This is a genomic window from Thermoclostridium stercorarium subsp. stercorarium DSM 8532 (assembly GCF_000331995.1).
Classification (GTDB): domain Bacteria; phylum Bacillota; class Clostridia; order DSM-8532; family DSM-8532; genus Thermoclostridium; species Thermoclostridium stercorarium.
On record NC_020134.1, the window covers coordinates 1635525 to 1652587 of the forward strand.

General features: G+C 42.2%; 15 protein-coding genes and 1 tRNA gene. 6 read left to right on the plus strand and 10 right to left on the minus strand.

The window, feature by feature from the left end; all coding sequences use genetic code 11:
- Positions 1 to 27: 27 nt before the first annotated feature.
- The 5 genes from CST_RS07135 to CST_RS07155 form a co-directional block, all read right to left on the minus strand.
- Entirely contained in the window at positions 28 to 453 is a 426-nt protein-coding gene (locus CST_RS07135) for a HutP family protein (protein ID WP_015359184.1), read from the minus strand.
- 129 nt (positions 454 to 582) lie between these two features.
- Entirely contained in the window at positions 583 to 1023 is a 441-nt protein-coding gene (locus CST_RS07140) for a hypothetical protein (protein WP_015359185.1), read from the minus strand.
- Between the two features lie 93 nt (positions 1024 to 1116).
- Entirely contained in the window at positions 1117 to 2343 is a 1227-nt protein-coding gene (locus CST_RS07145) for a BaiN/RdsA family NAD(P)/FAD-dependent oxidoreductase (RefSeq protein ID WP_015359186.1), read from the minus strand.
- Positions 2344 to 2361: 18 nt separating this feature from the next.
- The gene (locus CST_RS07150; RefSeq protein WP_015359187.1) at positions 2362 to 3222 is read right to left on the minus strand and encodes a MurR/RpiR family transcriptional regulator; all 861 of its coding nucleotides are present in this window, start codon (positions 3220 to 3222) and stop codon (positions 2362 to 2364) included.
- A gap of 129 nt (positions 3223 to 3351) precedes the next feature.
- Positions 3352 to 4158 carry a Cof-type HAD-IIB family hydrolase gene (locus tag CST_RS07155; RefSeq protein WP_015359188.1) on the minus strand — a complete coding sequence of 269 codons (807 nt, stop codon included), beginning with the start codon at positions 4156 to 4158 and terminating at the stop codon, positions 3352 to 3354.
- Positions 4159 to 4353: 195 nt separating this feature from the next.
- Between CST_RS07155 and trmB the strand changes: the two genes are divergently transcribed.
- Positions 4354 to 5016, plus strand: a complete 663-nt coding sequence (gene trmB / locus CST_RS07160) for a tRNA (guanosine(46)-N7)-methyltransferase TrmB (RefSeq protein WP_015359189.1) — start codon at positions 4354 to 4356, stop codon at positions 5014 to 5016.
- A 716-nt stretch (positions 5017 to 5732) separates the two neighbouring features.
- Positions 5733 to 6020, plus strand: coding sequence for a hypothetical protein (locus tag CST_RS07165; protein ID WP_015359191.1), 288 nt, complete (start codon positions 5733 to 5735; stop codon positions 6018 to 6020).
- 377 nt (positions 6021 to 6397) lie between these two features.
- Here the strand turns inward: CST_RS07165 and CST_RS07170 are convergent.
- A tRNA-Trp gene (locus CST_RS07170) sits at positions 6398 to 6473 on the minus strand.
- Between the two features lie 282 nt (positions 6474 to 6755).
- On the opposite strand from CST_RS07170, the gene CST_RS07175 reads away from it, so the two are divergent.
- Positions 6756 to 6980 (plus strand): DUF3892 domain-containing protein, encoded by a 225-nt coding sequence (locus CST_RS07175; RefSeq protein WP_015485009.1) that lies wholly within the window; start codon positions 6756 to 6758, stop codon positions 6978 to 6980.
- Positions 6981 to 7136: 156 nt separating this feature from the next.
- Here CST_RS07175 and CST_RS07180 read toward each other — a convergent pair whose 3' ends face one another.
- Genes CST_RS07180 through CST_RS07195 form a run of 4 tightly spaced genes read right to left on the minus strand, consistent with a single transcriptional unit; the run spans position 7137 to position 13234 of the window.
- Complete coding sequence (locus tag CST_RS07180) at positions 7137 to 7448, minus strand: M48 metallopeptidase family protein (protein WP_015485010.1); 312 nt, start codon at positions 7446 to 7448, stop codon at positions 7137 to 7139.
- Positions 7445 to 10333: a type I restriction endonuclease subunit R gene (locus tag CST_RS07185; protein WP_015359194.1), complete on the minus strand. Its 2889-nt coding sequence runs from the start codon at positions 10331 to 10333 to the stop codon at positions 7445 to 7447. The genes CST_RS07180 and CST_RS07185 overlap by 4 nt, the downstream gene beginning before the upstream one ends.
- A 14-nt stretch (positions 10334 to 10347) precedes the next feature.
- Complete coding sequence (locus CST_RS07190) at positions 10348 to 11661, minus strand: restriction endonuclease subunit S (RefSeq protein ID WP_015359195.1); 1314 nt, start codon at positions 11659 to 11661, stop codon at positions 10348 to 10350.
- Positions 11654 to 13234, minus strand: coding sequence for a type I restriction-modification system subunit M (locus tag CST_RS07195; protein WP_015359196.1), 1581 nt, complete (start codon positions 13232 to 13234; stop codon positions 11654 to 11656). The genes CST_RS07190 and CST_RS07195 overlap by 8 nt, the downstream gene beginning before the upstream one ends.
- A 529-nt stretch (positions 13235 to 13763) precedes the next feature.
- Here CST_RS07195 and CST_RS07200 point away from each other — a divergent pair.
- The 3 genes from CST_RS07200 to CST_RS07210 all read left to right on the plus strand — a co-directional run bounded on the left by CST_RS07200 (position 13764) and on the right by CST_RS07210 (position 17059).
- Complete coding sequence (locus CST_RS07200) at positions 13764 to 14159, plus strand: hypothetical protein (protein WP_015359198.1); 396 nt, start codon at positions 13764 to 13766, stop codon at positions 14157 to 14159.
- A 207-nt stretch (positions 14160 to 14366) separates the two neighbouring features.
- Positions 14367 to 15746 carry a TldD/PmbA family protein gene (locus CST_RS07205; protein WP_015359199.1) on the plus strand — a complete coding sequence of 460 codons (1380 nt, stop codon included), beginning with the start codon at positions 14367 to 14369 and terminating at the stop codon, positions 15744 to 15746.
- Positions 15747 to 15760: 14 nt separating this feature from the next.
- Entirely contained in the window at positions 15761 to 17059 is a 1299-nt protein-coding gene (locus CST_RS07210; RefSeq protein ID WP_015359200.1) for a TldD/PmbA family protein, read from the plus strand.
- Positions 17060 to 17063 lie beyond the last annotated feature (4 nt).

The following is a 17063-nucleotide window of genomic DNA, read 5'->3' on the forward strand; positions in this document are numbered from 1 at the left end:
GAATTCCTCCGTCGTGTTTATTTGGTTTTAAACCACTCTGTGTCCCACGCCGATTGATATTTCATTCAGATGAAGAAGCCCCACGCCGAAAAATACACAGACAGCGACGTGATCATGGTACCTTGCCACTCCGATTTTTCCGCCGACGTTCAGGCCGATGGCTTTGTTTGCAATTTGGTTCAAAGCCTCTCTTGTGGCACCTGCAACCGCTCCCTCTTCAGCATGGCTCTCAACAATAACGCCTTCACGTTTAGCGGAAACCACGGCCCTTTCAATTATTTTTACAATTGAAGTTACAAAATCTCCACCGTAGTCAACAGCACAGCATTTTATACCCTTTTCGGCGTACTGATGCTTCAGAAGTTTCTCCTCATCACGTGTCGCGGACAAAGCCATGTATATTGCGGCTCTTACAACGTCCTTGCTTCCGAATTCCAAGTTACCGTCAAACATATTAATCCTCCGCTATTCAACAACAGGGAAAGTTTCATTAAGCATTTGTACCAACATTTATCATTATATAAAACCAGACCGCGGAATACAAGGAGAACCTGCCGGCATGGAAACTTTCTGAGTACATGTCTAATACATGCCGTTTACAAATACCTTTGCTATCCGATGCAATCCCTTTTCGAGCGGTATTGACGTTCTGGAATATTTAAGCCTTACGTTTTCAGATGTTTTCGCGGTTATCAGGGCTGCCCCCGGAAGTTCCTCAAGCACCCATAATTCAAGCACGTCACCGTCGGTTATTTTAACCGTAACCGGAAACTGTTCAACAAGAAGAATTCGGTCGCCATTTTTGAAAATCATAACGGAATACGGCTTATATTGGCCTATTACGTCAAGGGTAATGCTGCCTCGTTTAATCAACGACTGATATGGCAAAAGCGGCTGACCCTGATACGGATCCGCCGGGATTTCCACACCTAACGGGTAAATCCTGACTATCTGAACCCCAATCAGTATTACCACCATTATAACCGAAACAAAAATCAGAACCCAATTAAATCCCAGTTTCATGCTTTCACACGGCTTACCGTTATTTTAAATACTTTATTATATTCTTTCCATACGTCTATGTTTTAAACGTTGGCCGCTGAAAGCATTGAACCGTCAAACACTGTTTCCTGCCACATATCCGGTTGAAAACGCAATTGTCAGGTTAAACCCTCCGGTATAGGCGTCCACATCCATTATTTCACCGGCAAAATACAAACCTTTTATTAATTTTGATTCCATTGTTCTCGGATTAATTTCCTTTACGCAGACTCCTCCGGCGGTTACAACAGCCTCGTCAAATGACCGGGAACCGGTAATTTCACATTTCAGGTTCTTCAGAAGATTAACAAGGCGCTGTCTCTCATTTCTTGTTACCTGATTTGCACTTTTTTCAGGCAGAATTCCGCTCAGTTCCGCAATAACGGGCACAAGCAGGCTGGGCAGCAGTTTGTTCAGTGAATTCTTGAACATTTTCCGGGGGTTTTCCTGAAAATCATTCTGAATCCTTATATCAAGCCCTTCCTCTGTCAAATCGGGAAAAAGATCCATCCGAAGGAAAATATCCCTGCAGCCGTATTCCAGAATATGCCGGCTCGCACTTAAAATTACAGGTCCCGTTACTCCAAAATGGGTAAACATCATTTCCCCCCGCGCATTATATATTCTGCTGCCTTTCCTGTCCAAAAATTCAACCGATACATCTTTAAGCGACAATCCCTGTAACTTTCTTACCCAGCTTTCCTTAACCAACAGCGGAACCAGAGAAGGTCTTAACGGCGTTATAGTATGCCCAAGTTTCCGAACCATACTGTGCCCGTCACCTGTGGACCCTGTTCCGGGGTATGTAACTCCCCCGGTGGCAACTATGACCGCGTCAAGGCTTTTTTCAGTTCCGTCCGAAAGCCTTACACCTGACACACAACCGTTTTTTGTCAGTATTTCCTCCACCCTGCTTTCAAATAAAAATCTTACATTATGCATTGACGCATATTTTAAAAGAGCGTCAACCACATCTCTCGCCCTGTCTGATTTCGGAAATACGCGGTTATCCCGTTCAATTTTGAGATCAAGGCCCATTTTAATGAAAAAATCCATAATGTCTTTATTAGAAAAAAGGCTTAACGACGAATACAGAAATTTCCCGTTCCCGGGTATGTTCGAAATAAGGGTATCCCAGTCACAGGCATTGGTGAGATTACATCTCCCGTTGCCCGTGATACGGATTTTTTTCCCTGCTATTTTGTTCTTTTCGAACACAAAAACACGGTGCCCCCGTTCAGCCGCCCTCCCGGCTGCCATTAAACCGGACGCACCTGCACCAACCACTCCTATGTCTTTCATCACATCCACACCGTCTAATCAGGAATCGCCCTTTTCATACACCTGATATTCATCCCATATTTTTTCAAGTTTCTCCAGTGTTGACTGTACCTGCTCCTTCCTTTTCAAACCTATTGCCACAATGATGGCGTTAATAATACTTAAAGGAGCCACCAGAGAATCCACGAACGAATTCATATCGCTTCTTGCAAAAATAGAATAATTGGCATACTTCACCAAAGGCGAGCTCGGGTTATCGGTTATTGCAATAGTTGTCGCGCCCTGTTTTTGCACAAACTGCATTGCTTTCGTGGTTCTTCTGGAATATCTGGGAAAACTGATACCGATAACCACATCTCCTTCCTTTGCGTTTATAATCTGCTCAAACATTTCACTTACACTGGTGGTATGTACCAGCCTCACATCCTGGAAAATGAGATTGAAATAAAATCCGAGGAAACTTGCCAGCGATGCCGAACTCCTTACGCCAAGGATATAAATGTGTCTGGCGTTAAGGATTGTTTCCACGATGGTGTTGAAATTATCTTCATCTATTTCTTCCAATGTCATTTTTATCTTGTTCATGTCCGACTGAAGGACGCTTTTTAAAACATTGTCCTTGTCAATCCTGCTGGAAGAAACCTCAAGTCTTTGCACAGAGGTCAGCTTGCTTTTTATGATTTCCTTCAGTTTTTTCTGAAGTTCGGGATAACCGTCAAACCCCAGTTCTGCCGGAAACCGCACAACCGTCGATTCACTTACTCCAACCTCTTTTCCCAACTGGGCTGCTGTCATAAACGCCGCTTTATCATAGTGATTTACAATATACGACGCAATTGCCTTATGACCCTTACTGAACGTAGGATACTTTTCTTTTATGAGGTTTAACAAATCGTCCATAATCATACTTCCTTAAAATACCCTTAAGCAGTTCCTTTCTGGGTTACTTAAGGGTATTCCGAAATTTTTTTATTATTTCACATCTTAATATATTATTATGCATTTTTAAAATCAAGAGCATTCAAAACCTTACCGCTCACTGTTTAATATGAATTTCTCAATTACATATGCCACGCCGTCATTTTCATTTGACAGCGTTACAAAGTCCGCAGCCTTTTTTATTTCTTCAGGCGCGTTTTCCATTGCAACTCCAAGTCCCGCATACTCTATCATTGACAGATCATTAAACCCGTCACCTACTGCTATCATTTCCTCCCTTTTGATACCGTAAAATTCCCCCAACTTTTCAAGGGCAATGGCCTTTGAAGCATTTACATCGACAAATTCAAGGAAAAACGGCTGGGACGTGTGGAAATTAATTGTCGGGTTCAGTTTTCCCTGCAATTCCTTCAGAAAAGTATTGATTTTCTCCACTTCGTCATACCACAGGATTTTGTTTATTCCCTTTTCAATAAGTTCTTCAACATTTTCGTACAATATCGGCTCGGTGCCGCTTAAATCGCTGTATTTTTCAGCCCGTTCATCCATACGGTTAACATAAAGTTTATTATCAGCCCATATGGCAATGGTTGTATTCCGTTCCCTTCCAAGTTTTTCAACCTGTATTGCATCCTCTTTTCTCATTGTGCACGAATATATAATTTTCCTGCTTTCTCCGGTTATTACCATCGCACCGTTGTATGTAATAACCGGGATATCCGCCTCGAGCTGGTTCATTATCAGCTGTACTCCCTGCACAGGCCTTCCGCTGCAGATAGTGAAAACAGCACCTTTTTTTATCGCTTCATGGATTTTTTCCTTTGTTTTCGGAGTAATTTCTCTCTTGTTGTTCACAAGCGTACCGTCAATATCCGCTGCAATCAGTTTATATTTCATCAGTATCTTCCTTCCGGCCATAGTTCTGCTTTGATTTCATAAGTTAATTATAACAGAAAACATAGCGCCTTCAACTTAAATTCTTCGCCGCTTGCTTTCATGAATTTATTCCGGTTTACAACACAGACTGTAACAAGTATAATAGATTTTGCTCATGCTTTGGTATTACAAAAATTTTAAAGGAGGCCGTAGCTTTTGAGGCTCAGAAATATTCCAAAATCCCTTGATTTTGTATACAGTCACCCGAATTTTGTAAACCAGCCTGAAAATTTTGCAGGCAAATGGGCCGAAGAACACTTTCACAACACCAATCCGGTATATCTGGAAATAGGCTGTGGCAAGGGTAAGTTCATAATAACCCATGCCACTCAAAACCCAAGCATCAATTATATTGCCATGGAAAAATACCTGCCCATTTTGGGAAAAATGATAAAAAAACTGCCGGAAGAAGGATTGCCCAACCTTGCAGTATTTAACGCCGATGCCGAAAATCTTCCGGAATATTTCGGTGAGGGGGAAATAGAAATTATTTTCCTCAATTTTTCAGATCCGTGGCCAAAGAAAAGACATACAAAACGCAGACTGACAAACCCGAAATTTCTTGAAATGTATAAAAAAATATTAAAAGAAAACGGCTGCATTATATTTAAAACCGATAACCGTGACTTTTTTGAATACTCCATTGAGCAATTTGAACTTGCGGGCTTTTCGCTGCAGGGTATAACCTACGATTTGCACAACAGCCCTTACGCAGAGGGAAATGTAACCACTGAATATGAAGAAAAATTTTTAAGCCTGGGCCAGCCTATATACAGACTATCCGCCCATAAAACCGAAAATATGGGTGCAAACGGCTAATGTACACATTTTTCAGGCATTAGGAAAGATAATATAAAATAAGCCTAAAACCAATATGCCCTTCTTATTTTATCGGATAAAGAAGGGTATATTTATGTTTACATAACAATTTTACTTTAGCGGAAGTACTTTAAATCTTTTCAATCATATATTAATTGAGGTTTATTCTGTCTTGCTATCGTTATGGTGTCAGCACGGGATGACGTCATATAAGCAAATAACTATATAAAATTAAGAAAATTTAAGGCATGGTTTATTAAACCTTTACTTTTTCGTAAACTTTGTGGGCACTTCTGCATTGTCATTATTTTATTTGCCGTCAGCCAAATAAACTTACTGTTTTGCCCGTAATAATCCATGGGATGTTCGCAGTACTTTCATTTTCTTAAGCCAAAGTCTGAAATGTCCATTTTGACTATAAGTCGTTAAAGATGTTTACATGAGTCAAAAAGATTTTTTGATTAGTTACCTGCATATATTTGCTGGTAAATAAAATTTTATGTTAGAATAAAACGGGTGATTAAATGAATGGATTTACTCAAGATTTTGTAAAAGCGTATTCAATGAAAAATTACAGCCATACAGAAAATATATATTATAGTTGATAAAATACCTTTAAAATTCATAAGTTCAGATGAAAACCTTGCCAACATTTGATAATACCTTGTAACATAAAGCAATGATTAATTTATTCTTAAAACGAGGTAGGTATTTGTATGGTATTAGCTGACAAAAACTGCAGAAAAATTATCATTGAATGTGATTGCGGTTGTGAGTCAATAGGTATAGAAAAAATGGAATTTGAAAACGGCGTTAAAGAATACTTTATTTCAATTTCAATAAGTTCTTATTACAGTGAACAGAGTGGATTTTTCAATAATTTGAAGAACAGAGTCAAAACTGCCTGGCACATTCTCAGGCATGGAACTTATACTCTTCATGAGATATGTTTAAATGAAAAAGAATTTAAATACTTAAAGGAAATTATACAAAATTACGAGTAACGATGTAACCCGTCCCATTTAAGTCCGAGCCGAATGTTCATACATTAAAATACATAAATTCTTCTAAATTAAATACACTGCTAACTAAAATCTTTTGTAACTCTAAAATTGATAGTGTCTTGTCAAGTGGTGAAAAATGATTTCTACTTTATCATTTTTCACCTTATTTATGTAATAAAGCTACCGGGGTCAATGTAAATTTATTTATTGTGTAATTTTTGACATTGATTCCAAACTAAAGTAACACCTTTATGGGAAGTCGTTGGTTTGGTGTGGGTCAATTTTTATTCGCATCCCCCTGTTCTTTCAGAAACATTATGAATTTCAACAATAAAAATTAGAAAGCCTGTAACTTTTGAAGTTACAGGCTTTTAATCTGGCAGGGGAGACAGGATTCGAACCCGCGGCCGTCGGTTTTGGAGACCGATGCTCTACCAGCTGAGCTACTCCCCTATGCATGACAAAATAAAGTATACAATAATTAATAGGGAAATGTCAATATTAAATTACTGAATAGGACCGGATTATGTACTTTCGGCGGTAAAAAAGCGCTATCCGCATATCTTCCTTTGAGTTTTTGCTCTATTAGCATTTTTTCAGTGATATCCCCTCCTTCAGAGTTTTAAAATATAATAACGTTCTGTAACTTTTAACAGCTTACCCAGATTTATCTCTGAATAAAAAAAGCTTTTTTAGGCAAACTTATGTATACGAACAAACAGGGGAGGAAAAAAAATGGGCTCAAAAATTCAGAAAGTCAAAAAAAATGAGGACGGCGACATTACAGCCGTCATGCTTGACGACGGAAATGTATATGCCATTGACGAAGCAATCAGGATGGCAAAAAACGGACAGATAGAGGGTGTAATTGTCGGACGCGCCAAGAACGGTCGCGAATATCTGAGAAGCCAGCCCAACGGCAATCCGAATGACAATCTGGACAATCTGCCCCTTATGTAACTTAAACTTTGAATGAGCTCCGGTAACCCCGGCTGCTTCCGGAAAGCCGGGGTATTATTGTGATAATTTTAAAGCTCCGCTTTCACAAAAGGTTAAGCCCTCTTTCATTTATATAAACACCTTCAAATACGGAGCCGGTATTCTCGAATTTTCACCTTAATTTTTTTCACCCAAATACGCTTTCAGAAGGGCTTTAAACAGAGGGCCATGGTTTGGCACTTTAAGATGCAGGAGTTCATGAACAATCACCTCTGCCCTGAAACCGGCAGGCTGACGCAATAATTCGGTATCAAACGTCAGCCTGCCCGTCTGTGAACAGCTGGCCCATTTACGCTTCATCGGACGGATATGTATCTCCTTAGGTTCCACCCCAATCCTTTCCGCCCACGCTTTCACCTCCGCCTTGAACACATCCGCAGGCACTGTCTCCTCCAACGGTACCCATTCCGTTTTGGTACTTTTTTTCAATTGGCTCTCCTCCCAAGCATTTTCATTATTTTTTCCGCAAATTCAGCCACATGTTCGGTACCTGCTTCAATTAATGCTTTGTAAACCGCAATCAGCAGACCTCTTTTTTGCTCTGCGCTGCGTTCCCAGTAAGGGAACTGTTTTATGGCATCCTGGACTTTACGGGCCGCTGTTTCGGCTTTTTCCATTCCTTCACGCTTTAGAAGCCAGAAAACTGCAAATCCTTCAGGCAATAAGTCCGACTCCGCTTCGGCATTCTTTCCTTCTATACCCTCCCGGATCAAAAATTCCAACTGTTTAAGAGTCTCTTTGGTTGTCAATTGTCTTTCTTCAAATGCCCTGGCTATTTGTTCAGCACGTTCCCCTATAGGTATCAGATATGGCGAGTGATGACTTTCCTGCCCGACAATACTCCTTATTGTTTTGAGCAGATTAAAGACCTTAACCGTATCAGGCCGGTTGTTATCAAGTATTTTTTCAAGAGTTTCCTCATTCAGGGTGTAAAATTCGGTCTGCTCATCATAAAAAACAGCACTTGTATGTTTCTGCACAAGTCTTGCGGTTTTTCTCAAAAATTCGCGGTCTATTGATATTCCGGCTTCGTAATTTCCTCTAAGCATTCCGTACATTTGAGCCAGATTTCCGTAATCGCTCATGAACGGCCTCAGGAAAGGATCCGGGGAAATAATCTCATATATGTCCTGAATTTCTTTGAAATATTGATAGAATTCATGTCTCTTTTCCTTATCCCGGAAAAACTCCAGTATGGCTTCCGCCGCCTTATCTGCCGTCTTTCCTTCCATTAAGGGAAGATATTCTTTCCGTCCTTGTTCCATCAGAACATCGAAACGCTTTTTTAATACATCAATCCCTTCGACAACGTTTTGCACATCTTCGGAATCAAAAGCAAGAGCCTTTTCAAGATTGTCGAATATCCCTACAAAATCCATTATAAACCCGTTGCGTTTACGACGTCCTTCATTATCTTCATAAGGGCGATTAACCCGTGCAATTGCCTGTAACAGCACATGATCGCGCAAAGGTTTATCCATATACATGCAGTATAGTATCGGGGCGTCATAACCCGTCAGAAGCTTTTCGGTAACTATAAGTATCTTTGGCACTGAGTCGGGGGTTCGAAACGCTTTTCTCACCTGTTCCTCTTTTTCATCCGTAAGGTGATATCTTACAAGCTCAGGAGGATCATTGTGGTTTTTGCTGATCACTACCGATGAATACTCCGCGGGCAGGTACTTATCCAGCGCCTCCTTGTAAAGGGCGCAGGCTTCGCGGTCAACCGCGACCAGAAAGGCTTTATAGCCCATAGGCTCAACCACCGTTTTGTAGTGATTGGCGACAAACTCGGCTATTTTATCTATGCGCTCACGATTTTTCAGCATGTTTTTTAAAGTTATCGCCTTTTCAAGAACACTGTCAAGTTCCTCAACATCACTTACACCTTCGGCTTCGACAAGGTTTAAAAACTCCTTCTCCAGCGTTGCACGGTCGACCAGAAACCGGTTCGGCGCCAGTGAATAATGCAGCGGTACGGTGGTGCCGTCTTCAATTGATTCGCGTATTGAGTATTTATCAAGATATCCTTTCGGGTCATCGGTGCCGAATACTTTGAACGTGCCTTTGCCATGGGAAGTTTTGTCAATAGGTGTACCTGTAAAACCTATGTATGTAGCGTTGGGAAGAGCGGCCATAAGATAGGTTCCCAGCTTGCCACCCGTGGTCCTGTGCGCTTCATCCACCAAAACATATATATTATCCCTCATGTTAACACTGGCAGGGATGTTGTCAAACTTATGTATCATTGAGACTATAAGCCCTCTGTAGTCATTGCTGAGAAGCTCGTATAAATGCCGTCTGCTGTCTGTAACCTGCACCCGTCCAAAGCCAACGGCCTCCAGGTTGTTGAAAAGCTGCTGTTCCAGCTCGTTCCGGTCTACAAGCATGAGTACGGTCGGATTGCTGAAAGCGGGATCTTCCAAGAGCCGCTTTGCCACTGTGATCATGGTATATGTTTTACCCGATCCCTGTGTATGCCATACCAAACCATGCTTTTTTTCCGGATCTTTTGCCCTTTTTATTATACGCTCCGTTGCCCTTATCTGGTGGGGACGCAGCACAACTTTAGAAAGTTCACCGTCTTTACGGGCAAATAATGTAAATTCGGTCAGCACCCTAAGTATACGCCTTGGTGCAAAAAAAGTCTTTACAAGTGTCTCAAAGTCTCCTGCCTGTTCATCACGCCAGTTATACAACCCTTTTCTTGAAGTATTCCATGTAGCCCCGTAATAAAATTTAAGAAGATGTGTAATGGCATAGAGCTGCAAAACAGCCATAAGTTCAGGCCCTTCCCGATGGTAACGGCGTATCTGGTCAAGGGCTTCGGCAATACCCTCAATACGTGTCGCCGATTTGGCTTCGGTAATAATCACGGGAATGCCGTTGATAAAGAAAACCAGATCGGCTCTGATGGGTTTTGCGCAGCCCGCAAAATAAAATTCATCGGTAACATGGAATAAATTTCGCTCAGGAAAGTTTAAATCCAGTAACTGCACGTTTCGTTCCCTGTTTTCTTCCTCAATGAAAACCGTTTTCAATCCGTTGAGATATTCCCAGACCTGGAAATTACCTTCGATATTCGGGTATACCGATATCAATCTGCGCACTATTTCTTCTGCCTTTAAATGATCCACAATGCCGTTATTAAGGCGTTGCAGTTGTTTTTCCAATATTTCATGCAAAACAATGCCTGACTCGCCACGCCGCATGCGAAGAACTTCATCAGGCGGAAGATAAGTCCATCCTGCTTCGACAGCATAGCGGATAATCGGGTTTTGGACAGTTTCGCGTTCGTTCAAAGCGGACATCATTTCAACTCCCTGATTTAAGTTATATTTATGTTCTTTACAGATATTCTCCCGGTCATGAGGTTGTAAAGGAGGGTTTTGAACAGTGTTTCCAGCGCCTGCTTTTTCAACTCTTCAGCCCGAAGTTTTTTGTCTACCGCACCAAGAATATCGGCAATCCGTTTTTGTTCTGAAAGCGGCGGACATATCAGGCGTTGCTGCCTCAATAAAGCATAGTGCCTGTTATAGCCCCTGTTTGGGATCTCCAGCCTTGTTAAAGCATAATATAAAAATGCCGGATCAAATTTGGAAGTATTCGGAATTAAAATTTTAGTACCGTCTGCCCCGCATACAAAACGGAAATTAATAAATTTGAACACCCTCGTATGATCCCCGAATATGATAACCGGCAAAGGGCCATTATAAACGTCTTCCGGTTTGTTCCAGTATCCTGCTATCAACTTTTGTCCCTGATCCACAACCGGAAAACGTCCTGAGTTCAGATATTCTTTCTGCTTTACTTTTCCGACATGAAAACGCATATTCAGTACAGCAGCGCCAAAATCCACTGTACTCCAGTGCTCCGGCACAGAGCCGGTTTCAATTTCCTTCAGCGGCACCCTTTCGGCCTTTTCCAAAGGCACCGGACCATAAGTGAAGAGATAACGCATCAGGCTTTTTTTCAGCTCATTGGTGGCCTGTATTACCCGTTCTGTGGTTTCCCTTGCCTGCTGCACGGTAAACAGGATACGTGAAATAGCCTTCTGCTCATTTACGGGCGGAATGGTGATCATTTCACTTCTTAAAAAATCATCCAGCTTGAAATTCCTTATTCCGGTGGTGCGTTTTTCATAAAGCCGCGTAGCGCCAAGGTTATACAAATGCCGCCAGTAATAGGCAAAATACTCGGGAAGAACATAATCAGAAGAAATTCTTATCCTCTTTGTGAAATTACTGTATAAAACCGGCATTTTATTCCTGTTTAACAGCTCATCGGCCACAAGCAGTATCCGGCCGGTTGGCTGATCTTCGCTTCCTCCTGATAACTCCACTATCAGATCGCCTGCTTTCAACTGGCGTCTCTGTACGGCGGCAGCCTTGACATACCGGACGGGAACCTTGCTTAAATTGCATTTTTCAGCTTCGGCAAAATCGGTACCGCGCAGTACCCGACAAGCCACCAGTCCTGGCGCGTTTTCGTCCTTTCCCCATTCTCCGGACATGATTTCCGAAACCATTTCTTCCAGCCGTTCTATTTTCCACTCTTTCGGTATAGGCCCAAGTTCAGTCATTTTAAAACCTTCAGGTAATTCATTCATCTCTTCACGGACAGCTTTCCGGTTTTCAGTCATGTGTTACTCCTCCCAAACCCAGCACCTTAAGGATTTCCTCCAGCTCACGATCCGCAACTGAGCGCTCTTCTTCCGCTTCCTGCAACTGTACCAATGCTTCTTCCAGCGGCAAAACTTCTTCACCGTCATTCTGAACCACATAGCGTCCGGGAGAAAGGTTGTAATCATTGTGCGCGGCTTCTTCGTTGGTGATAATGGCCGAAAGTCCTTCCTCTGCAGCCCATCTTTCATAGACGGATGATATGTGTTCAACATGCTCTTCGGTAAGATAGTTTTTAGGACGTCCTTTGCTGTAAAGCTTTGATGCATTTATAAGGAGAATTTCCCCCGGATGCCGCTTGACTTTATTAATTACCAGAATAATTCCCGGAGCATTGGTATTATAAAACAGATTTTCAGGCAGCTGAATAACGGCTTCAACCAGATCCTGCTCAACAAAAGCCTTGCGTATGTCCCTTTCGCGGTTAGAACCCTGGTTACCGCTGCCCCTTGAGACAGCACCGGTATCAAGAACCACTGCCATTTTGCCCCGTTCGTTCAATGAAGTATACATATGCTGAATCCAGCCCCAGTCAGCGCTTGAGCCGGGTGGTATTCCAAAAAACGTAAACCTTCCGAAGGGATCGTGTTCATAAACCTCCGTTGAGAATTTCTGATTCCACATCGGATTTGCGGTAACCAGGTGGAATTGCATCAGGCTGCCGTCATTCTGGGTAAAGGCAGGTCTCCGCATGGTGTCCCCTATGGCTATATCAGCCTCCATCTCATGAATAAAAACGTTCATCCTTGCCATGGCAAAAGTCGTTGGGTTTATTTCCTGCCCGTATAATTTTAAAGGGGCCACATGCGCCGGTAAACGGCGCTGGCCGTTCTGAATTTCACCGTGTGTTTCCAGAAGCCGCAGATGACACTTTATAAGCAGCCCTCCTGATCCGCAGCACGGATCATAGACCGTCATGCCCGGTTCGGGCTCCAGTATGCGGGCCATGAGTATTGCAACCTCTCGTGGCGTGTAAAATTCGCCGGCGCTCTGTCCCTGTCCCTCCGCGAACTTCCTAAGAAGATATTCATAAGCCCGCCCAAGTATATCCGACTCTACGTCCTTCAGCCCAAGACGATATTTGCTGAGTACCTGGATTAACTCAGCCAGCGGCGAGTCATCAATTATACGCTGCCCTGCCGCAGTGGCGTTAAAATCCACTCCGTCTATAACGCCGTGCAGTTTCGGATTTTCCCGGGCAACAGAACGCATTACGTCGGTAAGATACTCGCCGATACCGACGGTCTTTTGCCGTATCACATTCCACCGCGCTTCAGGCGGTAAGTAAAACCTCACTATGGACTGACCGTGATGATGTGCTTCTTCAACCAGTTTCCATGCTATTTCCGCACTTCCGAACTCTTCGGCCAGGTTATTCACTTCATCCTCAAAAACGTCAGAAAGACGTTTGAGAAAAATCAACGGCAGAATATAGTCCTTGAATTTAGGCGCATCCACCGGTCCACGTATCCTGCAAGCTGCATCCCATAACCAGTTTTCAAGGGTTGGAAGATCGAGTGTCTCTGCAGCCATAGCTGAACCTCCTCAAAATTAGCCAATAAAACTTTTGAAAATATCAAAATTCTGTAAAGGAACTCTATAATATTCAAAATTTAAACATCATTATTGTCGGCATTCACTGCAAAAATCACAGACAATTCCGTTCAAAAACACAAAAAAATTCTCGTTGCTGCCCGGCTTTCCAGGAATATATAAGACTTTACGGGAAACAAGCCAGACACCTTACATTATTCTACACCGACTTTTTTTTTCCGTCTACTTAAAACAGAATATGGAAAAGCAAAAATTCAGCCTTACCGTCGCACGCAGCCTGTAAACGAAATTTATGTCAATACTTAAAGTGAGTTAATTTAACGGCATAAATTATTATTACCCGTTTTAATAAACATGCCACAGCCCACAGCACGGAAATAGAATCAAAAAGCCTGCAAACACATCGGTTGCAGGCTTTTTTCATATTATAGTCTCTACTGATAAATAACTGTTTCTTTTTACAGGTTTATTATGATATAATTTTTTTCAGGAACATGGAGGCGATACCGTGGAAGATAAAATTTTTGACCTGTTGGAAAAAATTTATGCTGAATTTTCGGAATTCAGGAAAGAAACCAATTCCAGATTTGATACACTGGAAAACAGACTGGATAATTTGGAAAACAGACTGGATAAAGTGGAAAACCGATTGGACAAAGTGGAAAACAGACTTGGCAATGTGGAAAACAGGCTGAATACAGTCGAAGGTCATATAACCCGTATTGAAAATGAACACGGGCAAAAACTCAATGCTCTTTTTGACGGCTATAAGCAAGTATACGAAACAATCCATGAGTTTGATAAATCCCTTGCTCACATCGGTTCTAAGCTGGACAACCTTTCCATTACCGTAAGTACCCATGATTCCAAACTTGAGGTTCTTGAAGGCGGAAGGAAAAGATAACGCCGCATCTTTGTACCTTTCGCATGAAGAATCAATATCAGTGAAAATAATCGGCCCGTGAGGGCGAAAACGCTTAAAGTCTCTTTTTTATTGACTTTCCAGGGTTTATAGATATTTTTTATAATGAAATATTATAATATTTTGATAAATGTTGGTATGATATAATGGAATAAGCTTTTTTTTTATTTTTTAAAGGGAGGGAAAACTGTGTTAGAAGACAAAATTTCAAAATTTAAATCATTATTACATGATCACACCGAGTTAAGAGCACAGGTCAATACAAGAAGACGCGTTACGCTTCTTAACGGAAACCTTGTAGGCAATATTCGTTCCGACGAAAGCGGAGTTTCTGCCAGGGTTTATAAAGGCGGTGTATATGGTTTTGCATCAAGTTCGGAATATACCGATGAAAGAGTAAAAGCTGTACTGGCCGCGGCTGAAGAAAATGCAAAATTTATGGACATGCATGTTAAGAAAAACAAACCCGGGTTTCCGTCAGTAGGAACAGGAAAAAAGGAACTTCTGCACGCCGTCAGGGATGTGGAGCAGAAAGTATTCATTGATTTTGCAAAAGAAATTGACGCATATATCAGCAAAAAATACCCTGCTCTTGCAAGCCGTACCATATCGGTATTTACCGAAAGCATTGAAAAACTGCTTGTCGTAAGCGACGGAGTGGATTCCCATTCTCTGATGCCGCGCAGTTATATCTATATATTCCTGTCAACCTGGGCAAACGACGGCACTACGGTTGAACTGTTCAAACCGTTAGGCGGTTTCGGATATTTTGACGAAAACTTCACCAATCCCGCCGATTTATATGAAGCCATAGACAATGTATACAACGAACTGATGAAAAAAGCCGAAGGCGTATACTGCGAGGCAGGTTATAAGGATGTTGTAATGCATCCGAATCTTGCAGGAATTCTCGCCCATGAAGCGGTTGGACATACAGTTGAAGCGGACCTGGTTCTTGGTGGCTCAGTAGCGGCACATAACCTCGGCAGGCAAGTTGCAAGCGAACTGATTACAATGGTGGATTTTGCCCATACGGCACTTGGGAAACCTGTCCCTCTGCCTGTCTATGTTGATGATGAGGGGACACCTGCTGAAGATGCGGTTTTAATCAAGGACGGTATTTTAGTTGGTTATATGAACAGCAGAGAAACCGCTCAGCATTTTGGAATGAAACCTCAGGGCAATGCCCGTGCCTTCCTCTTTTCCGATGAACCTTTAATACGCATGAGAAACACGGCCATTCTTCCAGGCAAGGACAAGCTCGAGGACATGATTGCCGCAATTGACGACGGCTACTATTTAACCGAAACAAACAACGGTCAGGCCGACACGACGGGTGAGTTCATGTTTGGTGTTTGTATGGGTTATGAAATCAAGAATGGCAAACTCGGCAGAGCCATTCGTGATACAACCATTTCAGGCGTTGCCTTTGAAATGCTTAAAACAGTTGATATGCTGTCAGACGACATGGTTTGGCTAAGCTCTGGGTATTGCGGCAAAAAGCAGCCTATGCCAGTGGGTATGGGCGGTCCTGCAATTAAGTGCAAAGTCAATATCGGTGGAAGGTAAGGAGGTAAATCTTTATGAAGGAAATAAGAGAAATTGCAGAATATACCCTTAATGCCCTGAAAAAGGCCGGGGCCGATCACGCCCAGTGCATTGTATCCACCGGTAAAGTGGACGAATTCAATGTTGACGGCGGAGAATTCAGTTTATTCAGAACACTGTTTGAAAGTTCAATAACAATGAAGGCTTTAAAGGACGGCAAAAAGGGGGTTATATCGGCAAACCGGCTGGATAAGGAATCCATCGACAAAGCCGTACAGGATTGTATCGCCGCCGCCCAATCGTCGGTAAGCGACAATGCGGAGTCCATTGCTCCGAAAATAAAAAATGAAAATTTTGTCGCAGGGGTCCTTGAACCCGACAGGGATGGATTTTTCGAAAGAGTAAAGGAATTTGTGGCTGATGTGAAATCAGATTACCCTAAAATAATTCTTGAACAATTGGTAACCAAATACGCCTATAACGAAACGGTTTTTATGAACACCAACGGAGTTGAATTCACCTACACCTGCGGGAATTACGATTTAAGCACAATGTTTTCAGCCCATGAGGGTGAAAAATCCTCTTCATTCAATGGTTATTATGCAAAATTTGATTCCCTGGACCGGAAGCTTATTGACATTGGCATGCAGAGAACGCTTTTTGCCGAAAGTGAACGTCAAATAGACACCAAACCGTTTCCCGGGAAGATTGTAGGAAAAGTAATAATCACGCCTTCCTGTCTTATTGATTTGTTATCAATCGCCTTTGGAAATTTTATTTCTGATTCCACGATTATAGACAAAACAAGCCCGTGGATTTCAATGCTTGGCAAGCAGGTTGCGTCAGAAAAGCTGTCGGTTTATACCAAACCCCTGAACGAAAAAGTTGTCTGCGGGGAAAGGTTTACAAACGAAGGTTTTATGAGTGAAAACATGGAAATCATCAAAAACGGCGTCTTGAAAAACTTTATGCTCTCTAACTATGGATCAAGGAAAACAGGTTTTCCAAGGGCCCTTAATTTAAGCCAGAACATATTCGTGGAACCCGGTGATATAAGCCTGAATGAGCTTATTAAAAAGGTGGACCGCGGAATTATTATGAACAGATTTTCCGGTGGTCAGCCGGCGACAAACGGGGATTTTTCAGGTGTGGCAAAAAACAGTTTCATGATCGAAAACGGCGAAATAACTCATGCGTTGAGTGAAACAATGGTAAGCGGAAATCTCGCCGAGATGTTTAAAAACATAGCAGGCATATCATCCGAAACGGTATGTGACGGCATTACAGTCCTTCCCTATATCCTGTTTGACGGTATAACAATTTCGGGGAAATAAAGGT

Excerpts from the sequence above, each read along its gene's own strand:
- CST_RS07135 (WP_015359184.1), bottom strand. The coding sequence starts at position 453 with ATGTTTGACGGTAACTTGGAATTCGGAAGCAAGGACGTTGTAAGAGCC.
- CST_RS07140 (WP_015359185.1), bottom strand. The coding sequence starts at position 1,023 with ATGAAACTGGGATTTAATTGGGTTCTGATTTTTGTTTCGGTTATAATG.
- CST_RS07145 (WP_015359186.1), bottom strand. The coding sequence starts at position 2,343 with ATGAAAGACATAGGAGTGGTTGGTGCAGGTGCGTCCGGTTTAATGGCA.
- CST_RS07150 (WP_015359187.1), bottom strand. The coding sequence starts at position 3,222 with ATGGACGATTTGTTAAACCTCATAAAAGAAAAGTATCCTACGTTCAGT.
- CST_RS07155 (WP_015359188.1), bottom strand. The coding sequence starts at position 4,158 with ATGAAATATAAACTGATTGCAGCGGATATTGACGGTACGCTTGTGAAC.
- CST_RS07165 (WP_015359191.1), top strand. The coding sequence starts at position 5,733 with ATGGTATTAGCTGACAAAAACTGCAGAAAAATTATCATTGAATGTGAT.
- CST_RS07175 (WP_015485009.1), top strand. The coding sequence starts at position 6,756 with ATGGGCTCAAAAATTCAGAAAGTCAAAAAAAATGAGGACGGCGACATT.
- CST_RS07185 (WP_015359194.1), bottom strand. The coding sequence starts at position 10,333 with ATGATGTCCGCTTTGAACGAACGCGAAACTGTCCAAAACCCGATTATC.
- CST_RS07190 (WP_015359195.1), bottom strand. The coding sequence starts at position 11,661 with ATGACTGAAAACCGGAAAGCTGTCCGTGAAGAGATGAATGAATTACCT.
- CST_RS07195 (WP_015359196.1), bottom strand. The coding sequence starts at position 13,234 with ATGGCTGCAGAGACACTCGATCTTCCAACCCTTGAAAACTGGTTATGG.
- CST_RS07210 (WP_015359200.1), top strand. The coding sequence starts at position 15,761 with ATGAAGGAAATAAGAGAAATTGCAGAATATACCCTTAATGCCCTGAAA.